Origin of the sequence: Halolactibacillus sp. JCM 19043, from assembly GCF_001310395.1 — a bacterium.
In the GTDB taxonomy this organism is placed as follows: Bacteria; Bacillota; Bacilli; order Bacillales; family Amphibacillaceae; genus Halolactibacillus; species Halolactibacillus miurensis.
Genome location: NZ_BAXD01000019.1, coordinates 1 through 21,019 on the forward strand (window position 1 = coordinate 1; position 21,019 = coordinate 21,019).

Consider the following 21,019-nt stretch of genomic DNA (forward strand, 5'->3'; position numbering starts at 1 on the left):
TAAAAAACACGCTGCACAGTGAGCATTCCATGTGCAGCGTGTTTTATATGCGTTTATTTAATTTTTTTTGATAATCGTTAAGTAAAAGATCAAGCTCCATACTGATTTTGATGGCTTCATGATGATTCATCCCTTTTTCATTTGCGACAAGCATCATGTGTTCACGTGTTTCAGTGATTTGTTTTAACAATTTTTCAAGGCACATATGGCTTCCCCTTTTCTTTAATGAGTTCTCTATTTTTCTCTATCCGTTACTTTTTGTGTGATTTATCCGTTTATTTTAGCACATAATTAACAATGGTGACATATTCAACCCGTTTTTTTTATGGTATGATTAAAAAGATACAAAAAATGTGTCAACGAAGGCAGGAAAGGGACTTTTAGCATGACAAAACCTCACTTTACAAAAAAACAACGGATTGTGTTGAGCGTTTTGACGTTCTTTTTTATCGTTTTATTTATTCATTTATTCATCTTTAGAACCGCGATTGTCGATGGCCACAGTATGGCACCTACCGTTAATAATCAGCAAACCATTATCTACAACCGCTTAAGTTATTTGTTCGATTCACCCCATCGTGGGGATGTTGTTGTTATTAAGCGCGATGAGCAAACCTATATTAAACGCATCATTGGTCTACCTACCGAAACTTTAAGCTATCAAGACCAACAGTTATATATAGACGAAATTCCTTATCGTCAAACCTTTATTACTAATGAAAGAAGTTATTGGACACATAATATTAAACCGACCTATATTCCAGCTGATTACTATTACGTGATGGGTGATAATCGACGCAACAGCAGAGATAGTCGTAACTCCCTCGGGCTGATTCTAAAACAGGAAATTATCGGTCGAGCTGAAATGATTATGTATCCATTTGATGAGTGGCAAGTTATTTATTAAGGAAAGTGGTGATGAGATGGGTTATTGCCCTAAATGTGGAGCCAAAGTGCATGATGACGAAATATTTTGTGTCTCGTGTGGTACGAAGTTACCTGCAGACCGTCAGTCGCGCTTTCAGTCAAACCGTTTTTCTATCAAGACTTGGTTGTTCCCTACCTTAGCGCTCATGCTTATAGGACTGATTTTCAGTGGCATTCACTGGCTTCACCAGCAAAGAAGTCATCAGGCAACCGATCTTTTCGAAGAAGCGGCAGATGCGTTTTATGAAGATGACTATGAAGAAAGTTTAACTTTAACGGAAAAAGCCTTAACCGTTTACCCTACGTTTCAAGCGGCTGAGGATTTAAATAAACTACTCACATTATATCTGGAGAACATTCATCTTGATGACAGCTTATCTTATCAAGCACAGCTTGAACAGCTGCATAACTTACAAATCTCTTTAGATGACTATAAAGGTGAAGCGATTGATCGCCTTGTTATGAACATCAAACACATGCAAGAACAGCTTCAACTGGAACAAATAGATACACGACTGTCAAATGATTTATCTATCCAGGATTTACAAGCCCTCGTATGGGAAATTGAGGCGATTCATTCTACCGATGCGTTGTTATTAAAGCAACAACTGCGCGAACGACTTTCTTCGTCAATCGCCAGTTTAGCTAATAGTTATTTAGCTGACAATAAATTTTCGGATGCGACGGAATTAGTCGAAAACGGTCTGTATTATCTTCCAGACGATCAACGTCTATTAAGTTTGAAAGAAACCATCAACTTAGCACAAAATCAATTTGTCACAGCACTGGAAGAACGCATGGAAAAAGCTTACCAATCATACGAAGAAGAAGTTGCTTTCAACGAATCAAAGGCTGTCAATATCTCGGATGTAGCACTATCAGAAACAACGTCTGGTCAACTAAAAGTAAAAGGGACGGTTAAAAGTGAAGCCACTGTCCCTATTTATCATATCGAAGTCACATTTGAACTACTTAATCACGATAACGACGTGATTGATACTCGTACGACTTTCGTGTACCCAGATGTCCTCTATCCTTTTGATGAGGGACAGTTAGATTATATTTTCTTAGATAAACAATTTAACGATGAAGCGACCGATGTGAAAATCGCCAGTATTTCATGGTTATTAAATGAGGAGGAGCCGTCATGACTGTTATTCGAAAACATTTCTCTCTTCTCTTAACCATCTTTATTCTCTTAGGTGGCAGTGTCTTGTTATACCGAACGTACCAACAAACCTTTGACTCACCCATCGGCACAGATCCTGTCGTTGTATTTGAACCAACAAACAACCGTACACAAACATTGCAACAAATCATACATGAAGCACAAAAGAATGTCGTTAAAATCTCTGTAGAAACACCTGTATCAAACAGAGTTGGGTCAGGTTTTCTTTATAACAATCAGGGGGATATCATTACAAATGCCCATGTGATCGAAGGGGCCTCTGTTGTTGAAGTCACATTATCCACGACAGAAACATACCCCGCTGCGATTGTCGGGATGAGTAAAGAAAAAGATATTGCGGTTATCCGTGTCCCACAGTTAATTAATCAGCGGCCGATGACCATTGATACAACGCAATCTGTCGATATTGGAACCGATATTCTTGCGCTCGGCAGTCCACTCGGTTATCAAAATTCCGTTTCTGTCGGGATTATTTCAGGTACCAATCGAAGCTTTGATATCGATGGGTATTCATACGATGAGGTCTACCAAATCTCTTCAAATATTACCCATGGTAATAGCGGCGGGCCACTCATTGACCAAACAACCGGTAACGTCATTGGGATTAATTCTGCCGGTATTAGCGATACTGATATCGGCTTTAGCATTCCAATAAAAGATGTCATGGATGATATAGCCGATTGGTCAGCCAATACGACTAACGATGAACTGACCTTTCCAGCAACGATTCATAATCAAGCATCCTCAATTGAAAATTATAAAGAGGATAGTTATTATCTCGTCCAATATTTTATTGATAGCTTAGCTATTCATGACTACATCAACGCTTATGCTTTATTAGGCAGTGCCTACCAACGCGAACGTGACTATACCGCTTTTAGAGAGCACTATATCGCTTTAAAATCGATCAATCTTATAGAACAACAACAAGCGAATGTTGAAGACGACCAGTGGGTATTTGATGTGTTAGTCGAAGAACATCGCACTGACCAAGAGCCGAAAACCGTCTCTTATACATTTGAGATCGGTCTTGAAAATGATCAACTGAAAATACTTGCTTATACAAATAATCATGAGGTAGACTAGGCCCCCCTGTCTTATCATGATTATTTTTTTGTTTTTTAAAGCTGACCATTCAAATTTACAACGTTAAACGTTATACTAAAGAGAACTACAGATTGAATGGAGTTGACGTTAGTGCGACAGATTACCCTATCCTTTATGATTCTCATTAGTTTTTTGACGATCTTGTCCGGTTGTAGAGACAATCCGCCGATTGTTGTTGAGGAACAAACAGAAGACATTGAAAAAGAAGAAGCGAGTCTTATTGAAGAAACAATCAAAGATGAAACAATTGAAATCATTGAATTTCAATTAAAAGAAGAAGTAATTAAAATCAGTTTAGCTGATATACCTATTATCCATCATTACTTAGTTCAGCATAAAGATAAAGCTCGTGCGATTGATCAAATGACGCTCACGCCAATTCATCTATCTGAGAAATCATTGCACCTCTTAACTTTTGCGAAAACCGGTGATGTTGCGAGCTACTTACTCATTGACACAACAGAACAAACATCCACGCTGATTGCCGACCAAGTGTTATTAGAACGCTATGTGACATTAAATGAAACAACGCTTTTATTTAACTTCAGTCAACCGATCACTGACTTAAATATCAACCGTCATCAACTGCTTGCATTTAATACGAATAGTTTAGAAAATGTTTCAATAGAAGTCTCATCTCACGCGGTTACACCGCAAGCGCTTCAGACGTTTACTTGGCCGATTCTTGATATGGTCATGAGCGAGGAAGGTGTCATTCATTTAACACTACCTGACCTGTTAGATCCAACCATCGAAGCCCTACAAAAGTGGGAAAGTCTTAGTGAGGCCCCTACCCAAATGATTGATGTGACTGTAGAGTCATGAAGACTATAGAGTCATGACATATAATGATATTGTATAAAGGAGTGTACACCAATGAATCAAACCATTGATACTATTTTAAATCACCGTTCCATCAGAAAATTTAAACCTGAGCCATTAAAACAAGAACACTTAGCTCTCATCCTTGATGCGGCAAGAAGTAGTTCCACCTCAAGCTATCTCATGGCATATACTATGATTGGCGTCACTGACCCAGAGAAAAAAAGCGCTTGGCTTCCATCTCAAATCAATCTTACATCAAAGATAATGGCCACTTCGTCTTATTCTGTGGTGACTATCATCGCCACATGCTTAAGGCTGACGAAAAAGAGAAAGAAACGCTGGCTTACAACGTTCAAAGTACCGAATACTTTATGATCGCAACAGTAGACGCAACCATCGCTGCTCAAAATATGACGCTTGCGGCTGAATCACTCGGGATTGGGGCATGTTATATCGGCAGTATTAAACGTGACCTTGACCTCGTCAATGATTTATTCCAGTTACCTGAACACGTTGTCCCGCTATTTGGCTTAGCGTTAGGTTATCCTGATGAACAACAAGAAATTAAACCAAAGTTACCAAAAGAAGCTGTCTACTTTGAAAATACTTACAAAGACGATGAAGCACATATGGCTGCACTCGATCAATTCGATCAGACCATTGAAACTTATTACCGCACGCGATCAACAAATCAGCGAGAAGATTCATGGACAAAACAGATGATAAAGACTTTACACAATCGTCGTAATGATCGTCTCACCCCTTTTGTTAAGGAGAAAAAATTTAATAATCGTTAAGTTAACCTTACACACAACTCACGATCATCATTGATCAGAGTTGTGTTTTTTTCTTCCATATTTCCAGTTGCTTTTTATACATAATTTACGCTAGACGTGGCAAATTAAGTGTACTTTAAAAAAAGTTGGTGAATGAACTATGCGTTTTCTCTATCTATGTCTCGCTACACTTGTTATTTTAACTAGCTGCGCCCCATCTGAAGACACGACATTTGACACATCACTCAAACAACAATACCCAGAACTAGATACGGTTGAAAGTATTATCACGGATGATGTGATCTATGTGGCGATGATTGTAACGCCTCTCAAACAATTTGTAGAACAACAGATAGCTGAAGATATTAAAAAATGACTTACAAAAAAAAATATCCAGCACATGAGGTGTACACATCTTCTGATATGAAGGCTGTCATCGAAGTAAGGCGAGTAGAACAACCCTTATCAACAGACGCGCTAGACAAGTTAAAATCTTATGATCAATCACTAGAAAAGGAGGATGAATGATGAACAACAAACTGTTCCATACCGTAGCTGAAAAACATAATCCACCGCGACCGCTACTTAAAAATTGTGTGATGAGTTTCATCTTCGGTGGTGTCATCTGTGCTTTTGGTCAATGCATCAGTTTATTTTATCTGTATTTTTTTGATTTCTCAGAAGAAACCGTAGGCGATCCTACCGTCGCTACCCTGATTCTCATCACCATGCTATTAACTGGCTTTGGTGTCTATGATAAAATCGCTCAAATTGCCGGTGCAGGTACCATGGTACCGGTGACTGGATTTGGGAACGCTGTTATTGCTAGCGCCATTGAACACAAAAGCGAAGGCTATGTTTTAGGTGTAGGCGGTAATATTTTTAAACTTGCTGGTAGCGTGATTCTTTTTGGGGTATTTGCAAGCTTTGTTATCGCCTTAATTAAACTTATCTTGACGTAAAGGAGAAAAATATGAATATTGGTACACGCAGTTTTCAATTCCATACACCCGCTGTCATCATTGACCAACATACCATAGCTGGTCCACTTGAAAAGCAAGGCAACCTTACGGCTGAGATTGATCAATTTATTCCTGATTTATATGATGATGAAAAGACATATGAATTATGTTACACCAAATTAATCAGACAAACCGTCAATATTTTGATGAGTCGCCATCCACTCACGACTTATCTATTTACCGGTGACTTAATTAATCAATCAACACCGACGCATTACGGATTAATGGAGACGCTACTTGTCCCAGTGACTTTTGATCATGCTTGCGCCACTTTCGGTCTATCTCTTCAAAGTGCAGCCTTTATGTTACAACAAGGTCAAAAGCAGACCGTTATGGTCGGCACGATGAGTCATTTCGCGGCTGTTGAGAAACAATTTCGCTTTCCAAATGAGTATGGTCAACAGAAACCTCCTTCAAGCCAAACGACTGTGACCGGTGGTGGTTTTTGTATACTCGCTACAGAAGGTGAAGGACCGAAAATCACCTACGCAACATTAGGTCGTGTCATAAACGCTGGCTTTAAAGATCCTTACAATATGGGGGAGGCTATGGCACCTGCATGCTTTGATACATTGCTCTGTCACTTTCAAGATTGTCAAGTTACGCCGGCTGATTATGATTATATTATTACCGGAGACTTAGGAGCTGTTGGACAAGCAATTTTATTTGATCTGTTAGTTCATGAAGGCTATCAAGTAAATCGAGAACAACTTATTGATGCAGGTTGCGAGATTTTTAAAGATCATCAACCCGTCATGAGCGGCGGGAGTGGGGCTGGCTGCTTAAGCTTATTTTTACTCAGTCACGGAATAAAACACCTATTCAAACAATCACTGAAAGTCCTTGTCATTGCGACTGGTGCCCTTCATTCACCCGTAGCCCTACTTCAAACGCCTATTATTCCTACTATCGCTCATCTAGTCGTCATCGAATCTTAATTATGAAAGGATGAAACCGATGCTTGTGTCTATTTTAGTCAGTTTTATTGTGGGAGGGCTTATCTGTGTATGTGGTCAATTAATTATCGATGTATTCAAGCAGACGCCTGCTTTTATGCTTAGTTTGTTTGTCGTGATTGGAAGCATTTTAGACGGCTTAGGTTTATATGAACCGTTTATTGACTTTGCTGGTGCAGGTGCAACCGTACCGATCATGTCGTTCGGTAATGCCCTCGTTCACGGGGCATTAGAAGAAGCTGAACAGTCTGGTATCATTGGCGTCATCATTGGCATGTTTCAATTAACGAGTGCAGGGATTACTTCGGCTATCGTTTTTGGTATGATTGGTGCGCTTTTATTTAAACCGAAAAGCTAGCGCAGAGTCATAGCGAAACGGCAAACTTAACTTTGAACGAGATATAAAAAGCATGAGGAAAATATGAGTCAACCCTCTCATTTCCCTCATGCCTTAGCTATTATTCATTAAAGGTAAAAGCAATGTTGCCAATCTGTTGTGATTGTTTTAAATAATCAAACGCTTGTCGGTAATCTTTATAACTAAAAACTTTATCAACAATCGGATGAATATGATAATGCTCGATAAACTGAAGCATCGCTCGGAGTTCTTCTCGGCTTCCAAGCGTCGTACCTAAAATCGTTTGCTGATTATAAAAAAATTGTCTCACGTTAAATGATACAACATCATCTGTTGTTGCACCAAAGGTGACAAGCCGTCCGCCTTTTTTTAATACCGCAAGCGAACGGTGAAACGTTTTTTCACCGATACTATCAATGACACAATCAATCGTTTCACTACTTAACGCTTCTTGCCAATCATCACTCGTGAGCAATGTCACATCTGCCCCAATTCCTTTTAATTGATCTAGCTTATTTTTTTGCCGTGAGGTCGTTATGACCCGCGCACCAACGGCTTTAGCAAATATAATCATATACGTACTTACTCCGCTTGAACCACCTGGAATAAACACAGTTTCACCAGGAGCAAGTTGACCTTTAGTAAATATAGCCCGGTAAGCTGTGAGTGCCGATAAAGCTAAGACCCCTGCTTCTCTATTCGTTAAATAGTTAGGATTTAGCTCAAAATAGTTCTCATCTTGAAGATAATACTCACTAAACGTCCCGTGATTAGGATACCCCACAATCTCTAAGGTGTCTGGTGAGGTGTTCGTACACTCATCCCAATATAAACCTGGATTAACAATCACTGTCTCCCCTTCTTTAAATCTCGACACAGCTTCTCCTATTCGTGTGATGATCCCAACGGCATCAGACCCAAGAACAACAGGAGCGGTTTCTTCTCTGCGGCGAGATCTGATCATTAAATCACGACGATTTAATCCTGCATACAATATTTTCACTTCAACCTCATGTCCCTGCGGGGCCGGTCGTTCAAGTTGGGTCAGTGTCGTTTCTTTATTCGCATCAACAATGGCTTTCAATTTTAACCCCTTCCTTTCATATAAATCATGCGCGCTTCATTTAAACAAACCTTTTGCATTATTCCCTTCTATCTCTCATACTAACGATAGGGAGGTGAACACTATGACGCATTTATTAACCACACATACAACAACGAGACAAATCATCGATAATCAACTCACCATTAAAAAAAGAATGTGATACACTAAAATTAACATCAAGCGGCGTGGTGTCTACTGTAACCTTTTATCCTTACACTAAAATCATTGATGTCAGTACAAGACGAATGACCAAGTATACATTTGCGCTTTACATTCATACCGATGAAGGTGTGAAAACATTTTTAGCTGATCACGACCCAAACGCTTTTACTCAGACACTCAAACAAAAAATCACTCATGAATGATATCAACTATTTATATAGTAGAAACTCGACTTACTATAGTGGCTGCTTTTTATCAATCGCTTGTTTGAGACGCTGTTGCATCTCTCCAATTCCCTTAGTTCCAAGCAGTGGATAGCGGTCATCCTTCGTTATTCCACCAATTGCATGAATGACCTGTTGATGCTTTTTCCCTGTTAATATTAGGGCTTGATCATATCTATTCAACCCTTGTTCAACAACTTGATTCATCAACGTGTTTGACGAGACAACATCGGCACTTTTCATTCCAAATGTGATATCATAATCTTCTTTAATCATCTCATTTCTAGAACGAAATCCATATTTACCTGACAAAATAACCCAATCATCAGCGAAAATTTCTGCATAATGACGCGTAAGACGGTGTAATGTACCGATATAGACATCCTCAACTTTCATCGGCCCCACATCTGGTATCTTGTCCCAAATTTTCTTCTTACCACACGGTAGAACCGCGAGAACTCGCATCTTTAATCCCCTTTCCTTTATATCAGATGTGATTCTATTGTAACGAAATGATCAACGATTGCAATGGTTAATAAATATATTAACCGCTTACAAAATGGATTATTTTCAAATGTAATAAAAATCAGAAAATTTTAATAAAATCTGTTGATTATTTTTTAAAATGATTGTATGATTGCAAGCAACATATAAAATTTTTAATTTTTTAAGTCATCAGTCGATGAAGAATATTCTGAATAATCATTCTTCATCAGGCGTGTGATGAAGTAAGGGGCGAAACATATGCGGAGTGACATGATAAAAAAAGGTTTAGACCGAGCTCCCCATCGTAGTTTATTACACGCGACAGGGGTTAAAACAAAAGATTTAGGCAAACCCTTCATTGGTGTTTGTAACTCATATATTGATATTATTCCCGGCCATATGCATTTAAATAAATTTGCAGAAGTCGTGAAGGAAGCAATCAGGGAAGCTGGCGGAATTCCGTTTGAATTCAACACCATCGGTGTTGATGACGGTATTGCGATGGGACACATTGGCATGCGTTATTCCCTACCGAGTCGCGAGATCATTGCCGACTCAGCAGAAACAGTGATTAACGCCCACTGGTTTGATGGGGTGTTCTATATTCCAAACTGTGACAAAATTACCCCAGGTATGTTGATGGCCGCTGTTCGGACCAACGTTCCGGCCGTGTTTGTCTCTGGTGGTCCGATGGAAGGTGGCGTCTCACCTACGGGTGAAACACTGACATTAAGCTCCATGTTTGAAGGCGTTGGTGCTGTTCAATCAGGTAAAATGACCGAAGAAGAACTAACAGAACTTGAAACACTGGCCTGTCCAACGTGTGGTTCTTGTTCCGGAATGTTTACCGCTAACTCAATGAACTCATTAATGGAGATGCTAGGTTTAGCTCTTCCGGAAAACGGGACAATCTTAGCAACCTCTCCTGAACGTCATCGCCTCATAAAAGATGCGGCGAAACATTTAATGAATCTCATTGAAAAAGATATTAAACCTCGTGACATCGTCACAAAAGATGCGATTGATGATGCCTTTGCTTTGGATATGGCGATGGGTGGTTCAACAAATACGGTCCTGCACACGTTGGCGATTGCGCATGAAGCGGGCATTGATTACGACCTTGAACGGATCAATGAAGTAGCTAAACGGATTCCTTATTTAGCAAAAATTGCACCGGCTTCCGATGTGACCATGCATGATGTTCACTTAGCTGGTGGTGTACCTGCCGTTATAAATGAACTGTGTAAAATCCCAGGTGCACTAAATAAAGATCGGATGACCGTGACAGGTAAATCCGTGTATGAAAATGTTAAAGATCATCCAATCAAGAATCCAAACGTGATTCGTCCATTGGATAATCCATATAGCCCAGTAGGTGGTTTATCTATTCTCTTTGGTAACATCGCTCCTAACGGGGCCGTCATCAAAGTCGGTGCCGTTGATCCTTCGATTAACGTCTTTAAAGGACGTGCAGTTGTCTTTCATTCACAAGACGAAGCACTTGAAGGCATTGCGGATGGTACGGTTGATAAAGGAGACGTGGTCGTCATTCTTTATGAAGGACCTAAAGGTGGTCCGGGAATGCCTGAAATGCTTGCGCCAACCGCTGCTATTGCCGGTCGAGGGTTAGGTAAAGATGTCGCCCTAATTACTGATGGTCGCTTCTCTGGTGCCTCTCGAGGTATCTCGATTGGACATATTTCACCAGAAGCTCAAGAAGGTGGTCCGGTTGGTTTAATTAAAACAGACGATACGATTATCATTGACTTACCAAATCGTACGCTTAATCTTGACATTAGCGAGGAAGAATTAGCTGAACGTCAAGCTGCTTTTGAAATTCCTGATCCGAAGATTACTTCAGGTTATTTAGCAAAATACGCAAAACTCGTTACCTCCGCTAATACCGGTGGTGTCATGAAAATATAACAAAACGATGATTAGAAAAAAGAGTTAGCAAGAGTATGTTCACAGAGAGCCGGGGTTGCTGGAAGCCCGGAAATATACGCTGACTCGACATCCTCTAGGAGTGTTAAGTTGAATTCACTTAGATAGTAGACTTAACCGGGTCCACTCGATGGGACCCGTTATCAAAAGAGAGAAACACCTGTTTCTCTCATGAGGTCAACACAATCGTGTTGATAAATCAGGGTGGTACCGTGAAAAGCAAAGATCTTTTCTCCCTTGTAATTCTGCTAGTAGGTAGATTATGACGTGAGAAAAGGTCTTTTTTCTATACTTTAAATCTTATTCACTTTAACTTAGGAGGGTATAACATGGCGATGACAAAACATCAAGACAGAAAAGAACCTGCACACATGCCAAAAACTGGTGCTGATTTGTTAATTGAAGCACTCATAGAACAAGATGTTGATACATTGTTTGGCTATCCAGGTGGCGCTGTCTTACCGATTTTCGATGCACTATATAAAAAGAAAGAACATTTTAATCAAGTGTTAGCACGACACGAGCAAGGATCCATTCACGCAGCCGAAGGTTATGCGAGAGTATCGGGTAAGCCTGGTGTCGTCATTGGCACCTCTGGGCCTGGTGCCACTAACTTGGTGACAGGTATAACGGATGCGATGCTAGATTCTTTACCTTTGGTCGTTTTCACGGGACAAGTAAACCAGTCCGTGATTGGAACAGATGCCTTTCAAGAGGCTGATGTGATTGGGATTACCACACCGATTACGAAACATAATTATCAAGTACGTAAAATCAGTGATTTACCAAGAATCATTAAAGAGGCCTTCCATATTGCCACAACGGGGCGACCGGGTCCAGTTGTCATTGATATTCCAAAGGATGTTCAAGCGAATCCATGTGAGGATCACTATGATTCAAGTTATGACTTACCGGGTTATCAACCAACGGTGAAACCGAATCCGCTCCAAATTAAGAAGTTAAAAGAAGCGCTCGAACAAGCCTCTAGCCCTGTTATTTTAGCAGGTGCTGGTGTACAGTTCGCCAAAGCTTCAAAAGAGCTGATTGAATTTGCGGAAACACACCAAATTCCAGTTGTCAACACGCTACTTGGTCTTGGCACATTCCCGGGTGAACATGAACTCTCACTCGGTATGGGCGGGATGCACGGAACATATGCATCGAATATGGCCCTGTACGAAACAGATTTACTCATTAATATTGGTTCACGTTTTGATGACCGTCTAACAGGTAATCTTGATCATTTCGCCCCATCAGCCATTGTCGCCCATATTGATATTGACCCGGCTGAGATTGGCAAAAATATTAATACCCACATCCCCATCGTTGGGGATGCAAAAGAAGCTTTAAAAGAAATGAAAAAACAAATCAAAGACACGCCTGACTTTAACGAATGGCTCACAAACTGTCAAAAAAATAAAACAGACTACCCATTATGGTTTAACAAACCTGAACAAGATATGGTTGGTCAATGGGTGATCTCAGAAGTATACAAAGCGACTAAAGGTGAAGCGATTATTGCCACAGATGTCGGCCAACACCAAATGTGGTCTGCCCAGTATTATAAGTTTAATCAACCAAATCGTTGGGTCACTAGTGGTGGTTTAGGTACGATGGGCTTCGGTTTCCCTGCTTCGATTGGGGCACAACTTGCTAAACCAAATGATCTCGTTGTCGCCATTGTTGGTGACGGTGGTTTCCAAATGACCCTTCAAGAACTATCTATTCTTCAAGAACGTCGGCTTCCGGTAAAGATTATTATCGTGAATAATGCGGCACTTGGTATGGTCAGACAATGGCAAGAAAAGTTCTACTCTGAACGCTATTCTGAATCGATTTTCAGCATTCAACCAGACTTCGTTAAATTAGCGACAGCTTATGAAGTGAAAGGTGTGAAAATTGAATCACAAGCTGATTTTGAAGCTCAAATAAACGAGCTACTTCATACCGATGGTCCCGTCTTAATCGATGCACGCGTCTTGCAACAAGAAAATGTGTATCCAATGATTGCCCCTGGCAAAGGACTACATGAAATGATAGGAGTGAAACCATGAAACGAATCATTACTGCCAAAGTTAAAAACCGTAGTGGTGTCTTAAACCGCATTACTGGCTTACTCCAACGTCGACAGTTTAATATTGAAAGTATTTCTGTTGGTCGCACGGAGCATGAAGAAATGTCACGGATTACCTTTGTTGTTGATGTTGAAGATTTTCAAAAACTTGAACAAGTCACGAAACAACTCAATAAACAAATCGATGTGATTAAAGTTTCTGATATTACCGATAAAGCGATTGTTGCGCGTGAACTTGCTTTAATTAAAATTCAAAGCAACCCGCAATTACGACATGAAATTCAAAGCATCATTGATCCATTTAGAGCAACGGTGATCGATGTATCTAAAGATACGATGTCAATTCAAGTGACAGGTAAACAAGAAAAAGTGGAAGCGCTGATTGAATTACTGCGACCTTACGGCGTTAAAGATATCGCGCGTACAGGCTTAACTGCCTTTTTACGTGGGCAACAACCGTCAAGTTCTGATCAATCGAGCTTTAGCCTTCTACATTAACTCGACTTATTTAAAAGTTTTACCGGGGAGTAACCTCCCCCCTACCCTATTGTTAGATGTATTTACATTTACACATATAAAAATATAACGAGACAAATTGAAAGGAAGATGACAAATGGCAAAAGTAGTTTACAATCAAGATATTAATGAGGCAGTATTAAAAGATAAGAAAGTAGCCATCATCGGTTACGGTTCACAAGGACATGCACACGCACTTAACTTAAAGGAAAGTGGTTTTGATGTTGTGGTAGGTTTAAGAAAAGGAAAGTCTTGGGATCAAGCCGTTGAAGACGGTGTCGATGTAAAATCAGTCGCTGAAGCATCAAAAGAAGCAGACGTGATCATGATCTTGCTTCCAGATGAATACCAACCAAAAGTATACAATGAAAGTATTAAAGATAACCTTGAAGAAGGCAATGCGTTAGTCTTTGCTCACGGCTTCAATGTACACTTTAACCAAATCCAACCACCAGAAAATGTGGATGTATTCCTTGTTGCACCTAAAGGGCCTGGTCACCTTGTACGACGTACGTATGAAGAAGGCGCTGGCGTACCAGCTCTATTTGGTATCTACCAAGACTTCACAGGAAAAGCAAAAGAAGTCGCTCTTGCTTACGCTAAGGGGATTGGTGCCGGACGTGCCGGTATCTTAGAAACAACCTTCCAAGAAGAAACAGAAACAGATCTTTTTGGTGAACAAGCTGTGCTTTGTGGTGGGGCAACAAGCCTTGTCAAAGCTGGTTTTGAAACACTTGTTGAAGCTGGATACCAACCAGAGGTTGCTTACTTTGAATGTCTACACGAACTAAAACTGATTGTTGATTTGCTTTATGAAGGTGGACTTGAAAACATGCGTTATTCTATCTCTGATACAGCTCAGTGGGGTGACTTCGTATCTGGCCCACGTGTCATCGACGCTGGTACAAAAACACGCATGAAGGATGTTCTAACCGATATCCAAACGGGTAAATTTGCAAAAGAATGGTTGTTAGAAAACCAAGCCAATCGTCCACAATTTACAGCTATCAATAATGCTGAAAATAATCACTTAATTGAGAAGGTAGGTAAAGAACTGCGCGACTTAATGCCTTTCGTGAATCAAAGAAAGACAGCGAAAAAGGAAGTGGCTGGTAATGACAACAATTAAGATTTTCGATACGACTTTACGTGATGGTGAACAATCACCGGGCGTAAACTTGAATCAACTAGAAAAACTTGAAATCGCTAAACAACTTGAACGCTTAGGCGTTGACGTGATGGAAGCAGGCTTTCCTGCTTCCTCACAAGGCGATTTTGATGCGGTAAAGAAAATTGCTGATACGGTGACAACATCTACGGTTGCTGCACTCGCAAGAGCTAATAAACAAGATATTGACCGAGCATGGGACGCGATTAAAGGCGCTAAAAAACCTCGGATTCATGTCTTTATCGCTACTTCTCCTATTCATATGAAAGATAAACTGAAGAAAACACCTGAGGAAGTGATTGACATTGCCGTCAACATGGTTAGCTACGCAAAAAGTAAGTGCGATGATATCGAATTCTCAGCAGAAGATGCCTCTCGCTCTGAACTTCCCTTCTTAGCTACTATTGTTGAAAAAGTGATTGATGCTGGTGCGACCGTGATTAACCTACCTGATACCGTTGGTTATACAACACCGAAAGAATACGGCGCTATGTTTAAATATATGAAAAATCATGTAAAAAACATTGACCAAGTCGATCTCTCTACCCACTGTCACGATGATTTAGGTATGGCTTTAATCAATTCTATTGCCGGTGTTGAAAATGGGGCAACGCAAGTCGAAGGAACCATTAACGGTATTGGCGAGCGAGCAGGTAATGTCGCTTTAGAAGAAATGGCCGTGACTTTCGAGATTCGTAAAGACTTCTATCCATTTAAAACGAATTTAACATTAAATGAAATTAAACGTACGAGTGATATTATTTCGAAATTAACAGGTATGGTGGTTCCAGGCAATAAAGCGGTTGTCGGTCGTAATGCTTTTGCCCATGAGTCTGGCATTCACCAAGATGGTGTGCTTAAAAATGCTCAGACTTACGAAATTATTACACCAGAACTTGTTGGGGTGACGTCTAATAGCCTCGTCCTCGGTAAACACTCCGGACGCCATGCATTTAAAGATAAAATGAAACAACTTGGCTTTAGTTTAGATGAAGACAAAGTATCGGTGGCGTTTGATCAATTCAAACAACTCACCGATCGTAAGAAAGAAGTCACAGATGATGACTTATTCGTCATTCTGATGGATGTCCAAACAGATATTAAAGCACGCGTGCAATATCAATTGAACAACTTTAAAGTAGAATATAATTCAGCCACCTCCCCTACTGCGACCGTGTCACTTGTGACACCTAACCATGATACAATTGAAGGTCAAGGTACAGGTAATGGTAGCGTTGAAGCCCTATACAATACCATTGAAGAATTAATTGAAGAACAGATTCAATTAACAGACTTTACCCTCAGTTCCGTTGGTAAAGGAAAAGATGCCCTTGCTGAAGTCCACGTTAGTATGACAGTCAATGATCAACCGTCAGTGTCGAGCAACAGCGCAAGACGTGTTAGAAGCATCGCTGAATGCTTTTATAAATGCGATTAACCGCGTATTTATCATTCAGGTAGCTGAAAAGGAGTGACAAGTATGGATAAACAGATTTTAATTTTAAGAGGCGATGGTATTGGTCCAGAAATTATGGACCAAGCCATTCGCGTCTTACACACAATTGGCGAGACATTTGGTCATTCGTTTCATTTAACCGATGGATTAATTGGTGGGGCTGCTATTGACGAAGCAGGCACACCGTTACCTGAAGAAACTATTGAAAAAGCTAAATCAAGTGATGCGGTCTTACTTGGTGCAGTCGGCGGGCCCAAATGGGATCAAAACCCGTCTAACTTACGTCCAGAACGTGGGTTACTCGGCATTAGAAAAGCCCTTGATTTATATGCAAACCTTAGACCCGTCAAAGGATTTAAAACATTAACCGATGCTTCCCCACTAAAACGTGAAGTTATTGAAGGTTCTGACTTGCTGATTGTTCGTGAACTTACTGGTGGCTTATACTTTGGTCGTCCAAGTGAACGTCGTGACAATGGCAACGTCGTTGTCGATACGTTACATTACACGAAAAATGAGATGACGCGTATCATTAAAAAGGCATTTGAAAGCGCTGAGTTACGCAGCAAAAAATTAACGTCGGTTGATAAAGCGAATGTACTCGAATCCAGTAAAATGTGGCGCGAAATTGTTGAAACAGAAAGCAAAAACTATCCAGACGTTACTGTTGAACACGTCCTTGTGGATGCTTGCGCGATGAAGCTCATTACCTCACCAAAAGACTTTGATACGATTGTTACGGAGAATATGTTTGGTGATATTCTGAGTGACGAGGCAAGTGTTCTAACCGGCTCACTCGGGATGCTCCCTTCTGCCTCGCTCGCAGAAAATGGTGTAGGTCTATATGAACCAGCTCACGGTTCTGCGCCTGACATTGCCGGGCAAAATATAGCTAATCCAATAGCGATGATTCTTTCTGCTGCGATGATGCTAAGACACTCTTTTAATCTTGATGCTGAAGCAACTGCGATTGAACGTGCCGTGGAACAAGCTGTTAACAACGGCTATCACACAAAAGATTTACAAGTCGAAGGTGGCACATGCCTATCTACTACTGATATGACTGATCAAATTATTAAACAGATAACGAAAGAATAAAGGAGTGACAACACATGACAACACCAAAAACTATTGTTGAGAAGATTTGGGATAAAAACGTCGTTTATGAAGAAGAAGGTAAACCGGCCATCTTATATATCGATCTTCATTTGGTCCATGAGGTCACCTCTCCACAAGCTTTTGAAGGTTTACGTCTAAAGGGGCGCACCGTTCGACAACCGAAACGAACATTTGCGACGATGGACCACAACGTGCCAACTGTGCATACCAATGTCATTAAAGATGAAATCTCAAAACTACAAATGGATACGTTAAGAAAAAATTGTGAAGAGTTTGGTGTTCCACTTGCCGGCATGGGGCATGAACATCAAGGGATTGTTCACGTGATTGGACCAGAACTTGGTCTAACACAACCAGGCAAAACGATTGTCTGTGGTGACTCTCATACCTCCACTCACGGCGCCTTCGGTGCCCTTGCCTTCGGTATTGGTACGAGTGAGGTCGAACACGTGCTCGCAACACAAACGGTTTGGCAGCAAAAACCTAAAACATTAAACGTACAAATCGATGGCACCCTCGGTACAGGCGTCACAGCAAAAGACCTTGTCCTTGCTTTAATCGCCAAATACGGCGTCAACTTCGGTACCGGCTACGTGCTTGAGTACACCGGTGAAGCTGTGCGTAACCTATCGATGGAAGGCCGTATGACGATTTGTAATATGTCTATTGAAGCCGGTGCACGCGCAGGACTTGTTGGGCCTGATGAAACGACTGTGAACTTTATTAAAGGTCGTCTTCACGCACCTAAAGGCGAAGCATTTGAACAAGCAAAAGAGATGTGGTTGTCTCTACGTTCTGATGAAGGAGCTACTTATGACAAAACCGTCACTTTAAACGCATCAGAAGTTGAACCACAAGTGACATGGGGAACAAACCCGGCACAGTGTATTTCGGTTAATGCTCAGATACCTAATCCTGAGAGTGCCACAACAGAAAATGATAAAAATGAAATCAAACATGCGTTAACCTATATGGGACTCGAGCCTGATGTAAAAATTACAGATGTACCCATTCAACACGTCTTTATTGCTCATGTACCAACTCACGTGTTGAAGACCTTGAACAAGCTGCTAGTGTGATTCATGGCCGTAAAGTAAATAAAAATGTGACGGCGATCGTCGTCCCTGGCTCACAAACGGTTAAACGACAAGCTGAAGAAAAAGGCTTAGATAAACTGTTTATTGATGCAGGTTTTGAATGGCGCGAACCAGGATGTAGTATGTGTCTCGCGATGAATGGTGACGCTGTTCCACCACATGAACGATGTGCATCAACGTCAAACCGTAACTTTGAAGGTCGTCAAGGTGCTGATGCAAGAACTCACCTTGTGAGCCCTGAAATGGCTGCAGCGGCCGCCATTGCTGGACATTTTGTCGATGTCCGTTCATTTTAATCTAAAGGAGGCATTCAAATGGAACCACTAAAAATGCATAGAGGTCTCGTATACCCTTTAAATCGAAGCAATGTCGATACCGATCAAATCATTCCAAAGCAATTCCTGAAACGCATCTCGCGTCAAGGATTTGGTCAGTATTTATTTTATAATTGGCGCTTTGATGAAAAAGATCGTCCACGTGAAGATTTCTCACTAAATGATCCTAAATATAAAGGCACGTCCATCTTAGTTGGTGGTGAAAACTTTGGTTGTGGTTCATCACGTGAACACGCCCCTTGGGCACTAGAAGATTATGGTTTCCGTATCATTATTGCCCCAAGTTTTGCCGATATTTTTTACAACAACTGTACGAAAAACGGGATTTTGCCTGTTGTACTTACAGAAGATGAGGTACAGAAGCTAATGGACAACGCTGAAAAAGGTGATTATCACCTGACGGTTGACTTAGAAAATAAAGTTGTCACAGATAATCACGGATTTAAGGCGACGTTTGACTTAGCTGAGTATTCGCGTCAAATGTTGTTAAACGGTTGGGATGAAATTTCAGTAACCCTCACGTACGAAGATAAAATTACTGCTTTTGAAAAAGAGCATATTGTTTACTAAAGAACTAGTAGAACCCAACCGAGTTAATTAACGGTTGGGTTCTACTAGTTTTGTTCAAAGACAACGACACAATCTCTTCCACTTTCTTTTGCTTGATATAGTGCCATGTCAGCCTCGTGTATAAACGCTTCTAACGTTAAGTCATCATGTGGAATAACAGCGCTAACACCAAGACTGATGGTCAACAATCCTTGATGATTCTTTATATTTAAGTCTCTCACAGCCATTCGCATTTTTTCAGCAACAGCTTTTGCCTGACTGTGGTCTTGCCGAAGTAATTGAACGATAAACTCTTCTCCTCCATACCTTGCGACAATGTCACCAGGGTTACTTATGACTGACTGTAATGTCTGTGCCACTTTTTTCAAGTATTTGTCCCCTGCAATATGACCATACTGGTCATTAAAGTCTTTAAAATAATCAATGTCAATCATTATAACAGCTAAGAATTCTTGTTCTTGTTTTTTTATCGCCCATGATTTTTCAATCTCCATATCAAATCGTCGCCTATTAGGAATCATTGTTGTCTTATCAACAAGTGATATTTTCTCTAATTGTCGATTAAGTTTTTTGAGTTCACGGTTTTTTTCTTCTAATTCATGGGTTCGTCTCCTGACTTCTTTTTCTAATCCTTGATTCACTTTGCGTAAATGAATCATGACAAACACAACAGATAGAATAGCAACCGAAAGAATGGTAATTACACCAAACAACAGGTAGCGGTTTAAACGGTTTTCTGTTAAATAGACCACGCGTTCGCCGCTCCAAGACGCTAATATATCTACTAATTTTCCTGAATCTTTGATCTCTCTTATCCCCTGATTAAGCTGTCTTAATACAACGTCATTTCCCTTTTTCACTGCGATACTTGAATAAGTCTGATCGACTGGTTGATCTAACGCTTGAATTCCCGTGACTCGACTTTTGGCTAACTCATATTCCCCAATCCATCGATCGACTAAAATCGCTTCTATTTCGCCTGAGGCAAGTTGTCTAAAAGCTGTCTTCCAGTTTTCTATAACCGTTGGTTTAATTGCCTCATAGCTTTGGATGAGCCGATATGGATAACCAGATTGTTCCACACCAACGGATGTACCGTTTAAATCTTCAAGACCATTGACATCTCGATTATCTTGGCGAGTGAAGATGACAAACTCAGATAATAGTAAATCTTCTGAAAAACTAAATAACTCTTGCCGCTCAGTATCAGCATTAATATGAAGTAAGCCATCTGCTTCTCCCGTTAATACCCGTTGTTGTGCTTCTTCCCAATCCATTGTTTTAACTGTGACATCACGATCAATCACTTCTCCAATCGCTTCTGCAAGATCCACTGCCACACCATTTGCTTGTCCATCATCATAAACAATCGGAGCAAGGTCTCTATTGCCTATTAATACAAGCGGCTCGTTTTTGACAAATCTTATATCGCTCACAAAAAACAACCCTACAAATAAAACAATCAGCACTATCACAATCCTTTTACGAAAATGTGAAGGCGATTGTCTTTTATTTCGTATCGGCTTCAATATGAGACCTCCTCTCTCTTACCTATACCTTCTCTTTCATATTGTACCTCAATTGACCCCTTCTCTCTAGTTAT

General features: G+C 40.5%; 22 protein-coding genes and 2 pseudogenes. 20 read left to right on the forward strand and 4 right to left on the reverse strand.

Translation table 11 applies throughout. The annotated features are described in order from the left end of the window. Positions 1-43 precede the first annotated feature (43 nt). Positions 44-205: an aspartyl-phosphate phosphatase Spo0E family protein gene (locus JCM19043_RS16065; RefSeq protein WP_082394518.1), complete on the reverse strand. Its 162-nt coding sequence runs from the start codon at positions 203-205 to the stop codon at positions 44-46. A 180-nt stretch (positions 206-385) separates the two neighbouring features. Between JCM19043_RS16065 and lepB the strand changes: the two genes are divergently transcribed. From lepB to spoVAE, 11 genes are all read left to right on the forward strand, one after another. Next, positions 386-907, forward strand: a complete 522-nt coding sequence (gene lepB, locus JCM19043_RS09780) for a signal peptidase I (RefSeq protein ID WP_062322112.1) — start codon at positions 386-388, stop codon at positions 905-907. Next, the gene (locus JCM19043_RS09785) at positions 885-2,078 is read left to right on the forward strand and encodes a zinc ribbon domain-containing protein (protein WP_089853159.1); all 1,194 of its coding nucleotides are present in this window, start codon (positions 885-887) and stop codon (positions 2,076-2,078) included. The genes lepB and JCM19043_RS09785 overlap by 23 nt, the downstream gene beginning before the upstream one ends. Continuing rightward, positions 2,075-3,202, forward strand: coding sequence for a S1C family serine protease (locus tag JCM19043_RS09790; RefSeq protein ID WP_062322115.1), 1,128 nt, complete (start codon positions 2,075-2,077; stop codon positions 3,200-3,202). Before JCM19043_RS09785 ends, JCM19043_RS09790 begins: the two co-directional genes overlap by 4 nt. A 111-nt stretch (positions 3,203-3,313) precedes the next feature. Next, complete coding sequence (locus tag JCM19043_RS09795) at positions 3,314-4,048, forward strand: hypothetical protein (RefSeq protein ID WP_143103136.1); 735 nt, start codon at positions 3,314-3,316, stop codon at positions 4,046-4,048. Positions 4,049-4,099: 51 nt separating this feature from the next. Beyond that, positions 4,100-4,423 carry a nitroreductase family protein gene (locus JCM19043_RS18195; protein WP_156321385.1) on the forward strand — a complete coding sequence of 108 codons (324 nt, stop codon included), beginning with the start codon at positions 4,100-4,102 and terminating at the stop codon, positions 4,421-4,423. Beyond that, positions 4,354-4,845 (forward strand): nitroreductase family protein, encoded by a 492-nt coding sequence (locus JCM19043_RS17655; protein WP_156321386.1) that lies wholly within the window; start codon positions 4,354-4,356, stop codon positions 4,843-4,845. The genes JCM19043_RS18195 and JCM19043_RS17655 overlap by 70 nt, the downstream gene beginning before the upstream one ends. A gap of 139 nt (positions 4,846-4,984) precedes the next feature. Beyond that, positions 4,985-5,200, forward strand: coding sequence for a hypothetical protein (locus tag JCM19043_RS09805; protein WP_062322119.1), 216 nt, complete (start codon positions 4,985-4,987; stop codon positions 5,198-5,200). After that, a complete protein-coding gene (locus JCM19043_RS16470; protein ID WP_156321387.1) occupies positions 5,197-5,352 on the forward strand; it encodes a hypothetical protein in 156 nt (51 codons plus the stop codon). The genes JCM19043_RS09805 and JCM19043_RS16470 overlap by 4 nt, the downstream gene beginning before the upstream one ends. Further along, the gene (gene spoVAC / locus JCM19043_RS09810; RefSeq protein WP_089853148.1) at positions 5,352-5,786 is read left to right on the forward strand and encodes a stage V sporulation protein AC; all 435 of its coding nucleotides are present in this window, start codon (positions 5,352-5,354) and stop codon (positions 5,784-5,786) included. Before JCM19043_RS16470 ends, spoVAC begins: the two co-directional genes overlap by 1 nt. A gap of 11 nt (positions 5,787-5,797) precedes the next feature. Next, positions 5,798-6,784, forward strand: coding sequence for a hypothetical protein (locus JCM19043_RS09815; protein WP_062322123.1), 987 nt, complete (start codon positions 5,798-5,800; stop codon positions 6,782-6,784). A 19-nt stretch (positions 6,785-6,803) separates the two neighbouring features. Beyond that, positions 6,804-7,160, forward strand: a complete 357-nt coding sequence (gene spoVAE / locus JCM19043_RS09820) for a stage V sporulation protein AE (protein WP_062322125.1) — start codon at positions 6,804-6,806, stop codon at positions 7,158-7,160. A 100-nt stretch (positions 7,161-7,260) separates the two neighbouring features. Here the strand turns inward: spoVAE and JCM19043_RS09825 are convergent, their stop codons facing one another. Further along, positions 7,261-8,244, reverse strand: a complete 984-nt coding sequence (locus JCM19043_RS09825; RefSeq protein WP_062322127.1) for a zinc-binding dehydrogenase — start codon at positions 8,242-8,244, stop codon at positions 7,261-7,263. Between the two features lie 206 nt (positions 8,245-8,450). On the opposite strand from JCM19043_RS09825, the gene JCM19043_RS16475 reads away from it, so the two are divergent. Next, positions 8,451-8,630 (forward strand): hypothetical protein, encoded by a 180-nt coding sequence (locus JCM19043_RS16475; protein WP_156321388.1) that lies wholly within the window; start codon positions 8,451-8,453, stop codon positions 8,628-8,630. 33 nt (positions 8,631-8,663) lie between these two features. Here the strand turns inward: JCM19043_RS16475 and JCM19043_RS09830 are convergent, their stop codons facing one another. Beyond that, complete coding sequence (locus JCM19043_RS09830; protein WP_062322130.1) at positions 8,664-9,116, reverse strand: DUF6884 domain-containing protein; 453 nt, start codon at positions 9,114-9,116, stop codon at positions 8,664-8,666. A 279-nt stretch (positions 9,117-9,395) separates the two neighbouring features. Here JCM19043_RS09830 and ilvD point away from each other — a divergent pair, with 279 nt between their 5' ends. The 8 genes and pseudogenes from ilvD to leuD all read left to right on the forward strand — a co-directional run bounded on the left by ilvD (position 9,396) and on the right by leuD (position 19,416). After that, on the forward strand, positions 9,396-11,063 hold the full coding sequence (ilvD, locus tag JCM19043_RS09835; RefSeq protein ID WP_062322132.1) for a dihydroxy-acid dehydratase: 1,668 nt from the start codon (positions 9,396-9,398) through the stop codon (positions 11,061-11,063). A gap of 347 nt (positions 11,064-11,410) precedes the next feature. Continuing rightward, positions 11,411-13,135: a biosynthetic-type acetolactate synthase large subunit gene (gene ilvB, locus JCM19043_RS09840; RefSeq protein WP_062322134.1), complete on the forward strand. Its 1,725-nt coding sequence runs from the start codon at positions 11,411-11,413 to the stop codon at positions 13,133-13,135. After that, positions 13,132-13,653: an acetolactate synthase small subunit gene (gene ilvN / locus JCM19043_RS09845; RefSeq protein ID WP_062322136.1), complete on the forward strand. Its 522-nt coding sequence runs from the start codon at positions 13,132-13,134 to the stop codon at positions 13,651-13,653. The genes ilvB and ilvN overlap by 4 nt, the downstream gene beginning before the upstream one ends. Before the next feature lie 115 nt (positions 13,654-13,768). Beyond that, entirely contained in the window at positions 13,769-14,800 is a 1,032-nt protein-coding gene (ilvC, locus tag JCM19043_RS09850) for a ketol-acid reductoisomerase (RefSeq protein WP_062322138.1), read from the forward strand. Continuing rightward, positions 14,787-16,314, forward strand: a pseudogene (locus JCM19043_RS09855) (2-isopropylmalate synthase). The gene ilvC and the pseudogene JCM19043_RS09855 overlap by 14 nt, the downstream one beginning before the upstream one ends. Positions 16,315-16,319: 5 nt before the next feature. Then, positions 16,320-17,393 (forward strand): 3-isopropylmalate dehydrogenase, encoded by a 1,074-nt coding sequence (gene leuB, locus JCM19043_RS09860; protein WP_062322141.1) that lies wholly within the window; start codon positions 16,320-16,322, stop codon positions 17,391-17,393. Between the two features lie 14 nt (positions 17,394-17,407). Continuing rightward, positions 17,408-18,807 (forward strand): annotated as a pseudogene (gene leuC, locus JCM19043_RS09865) (3-isopropylmalate dehydratase large subunit). 18 nt (positions 18,808-18,825) lie between these two features. Next, a complete protein-coding gene (gene leuD, locus JCM19043_RS09870; RefSeq protein ID WP_062322143.1) occupies positions 18,826-19,416 on the forward strand; it encodes a 3-isopropylmalate dehydratase small subunit in 591 nt (196 codons plus the stop codon). 44 nt (positions 19,417-19,460) lie between these two features. Here leuD and JCM19043_RS09875 read toward each other — a convergent pair whose 3' ends face one another. Beyond that, positions 19,461-20,852, reverse strand: coding sequence for a GGDEF domain-containing protein (locus JCM19043_RS09875; RefSeq protein WP_156321389.1), 1,392 nt, complete (start codon positions 20,850-20,852; stop codon positions 19,461-19,463). Positions 20,853-21,019: the final 167 nt, after the last annotated feature.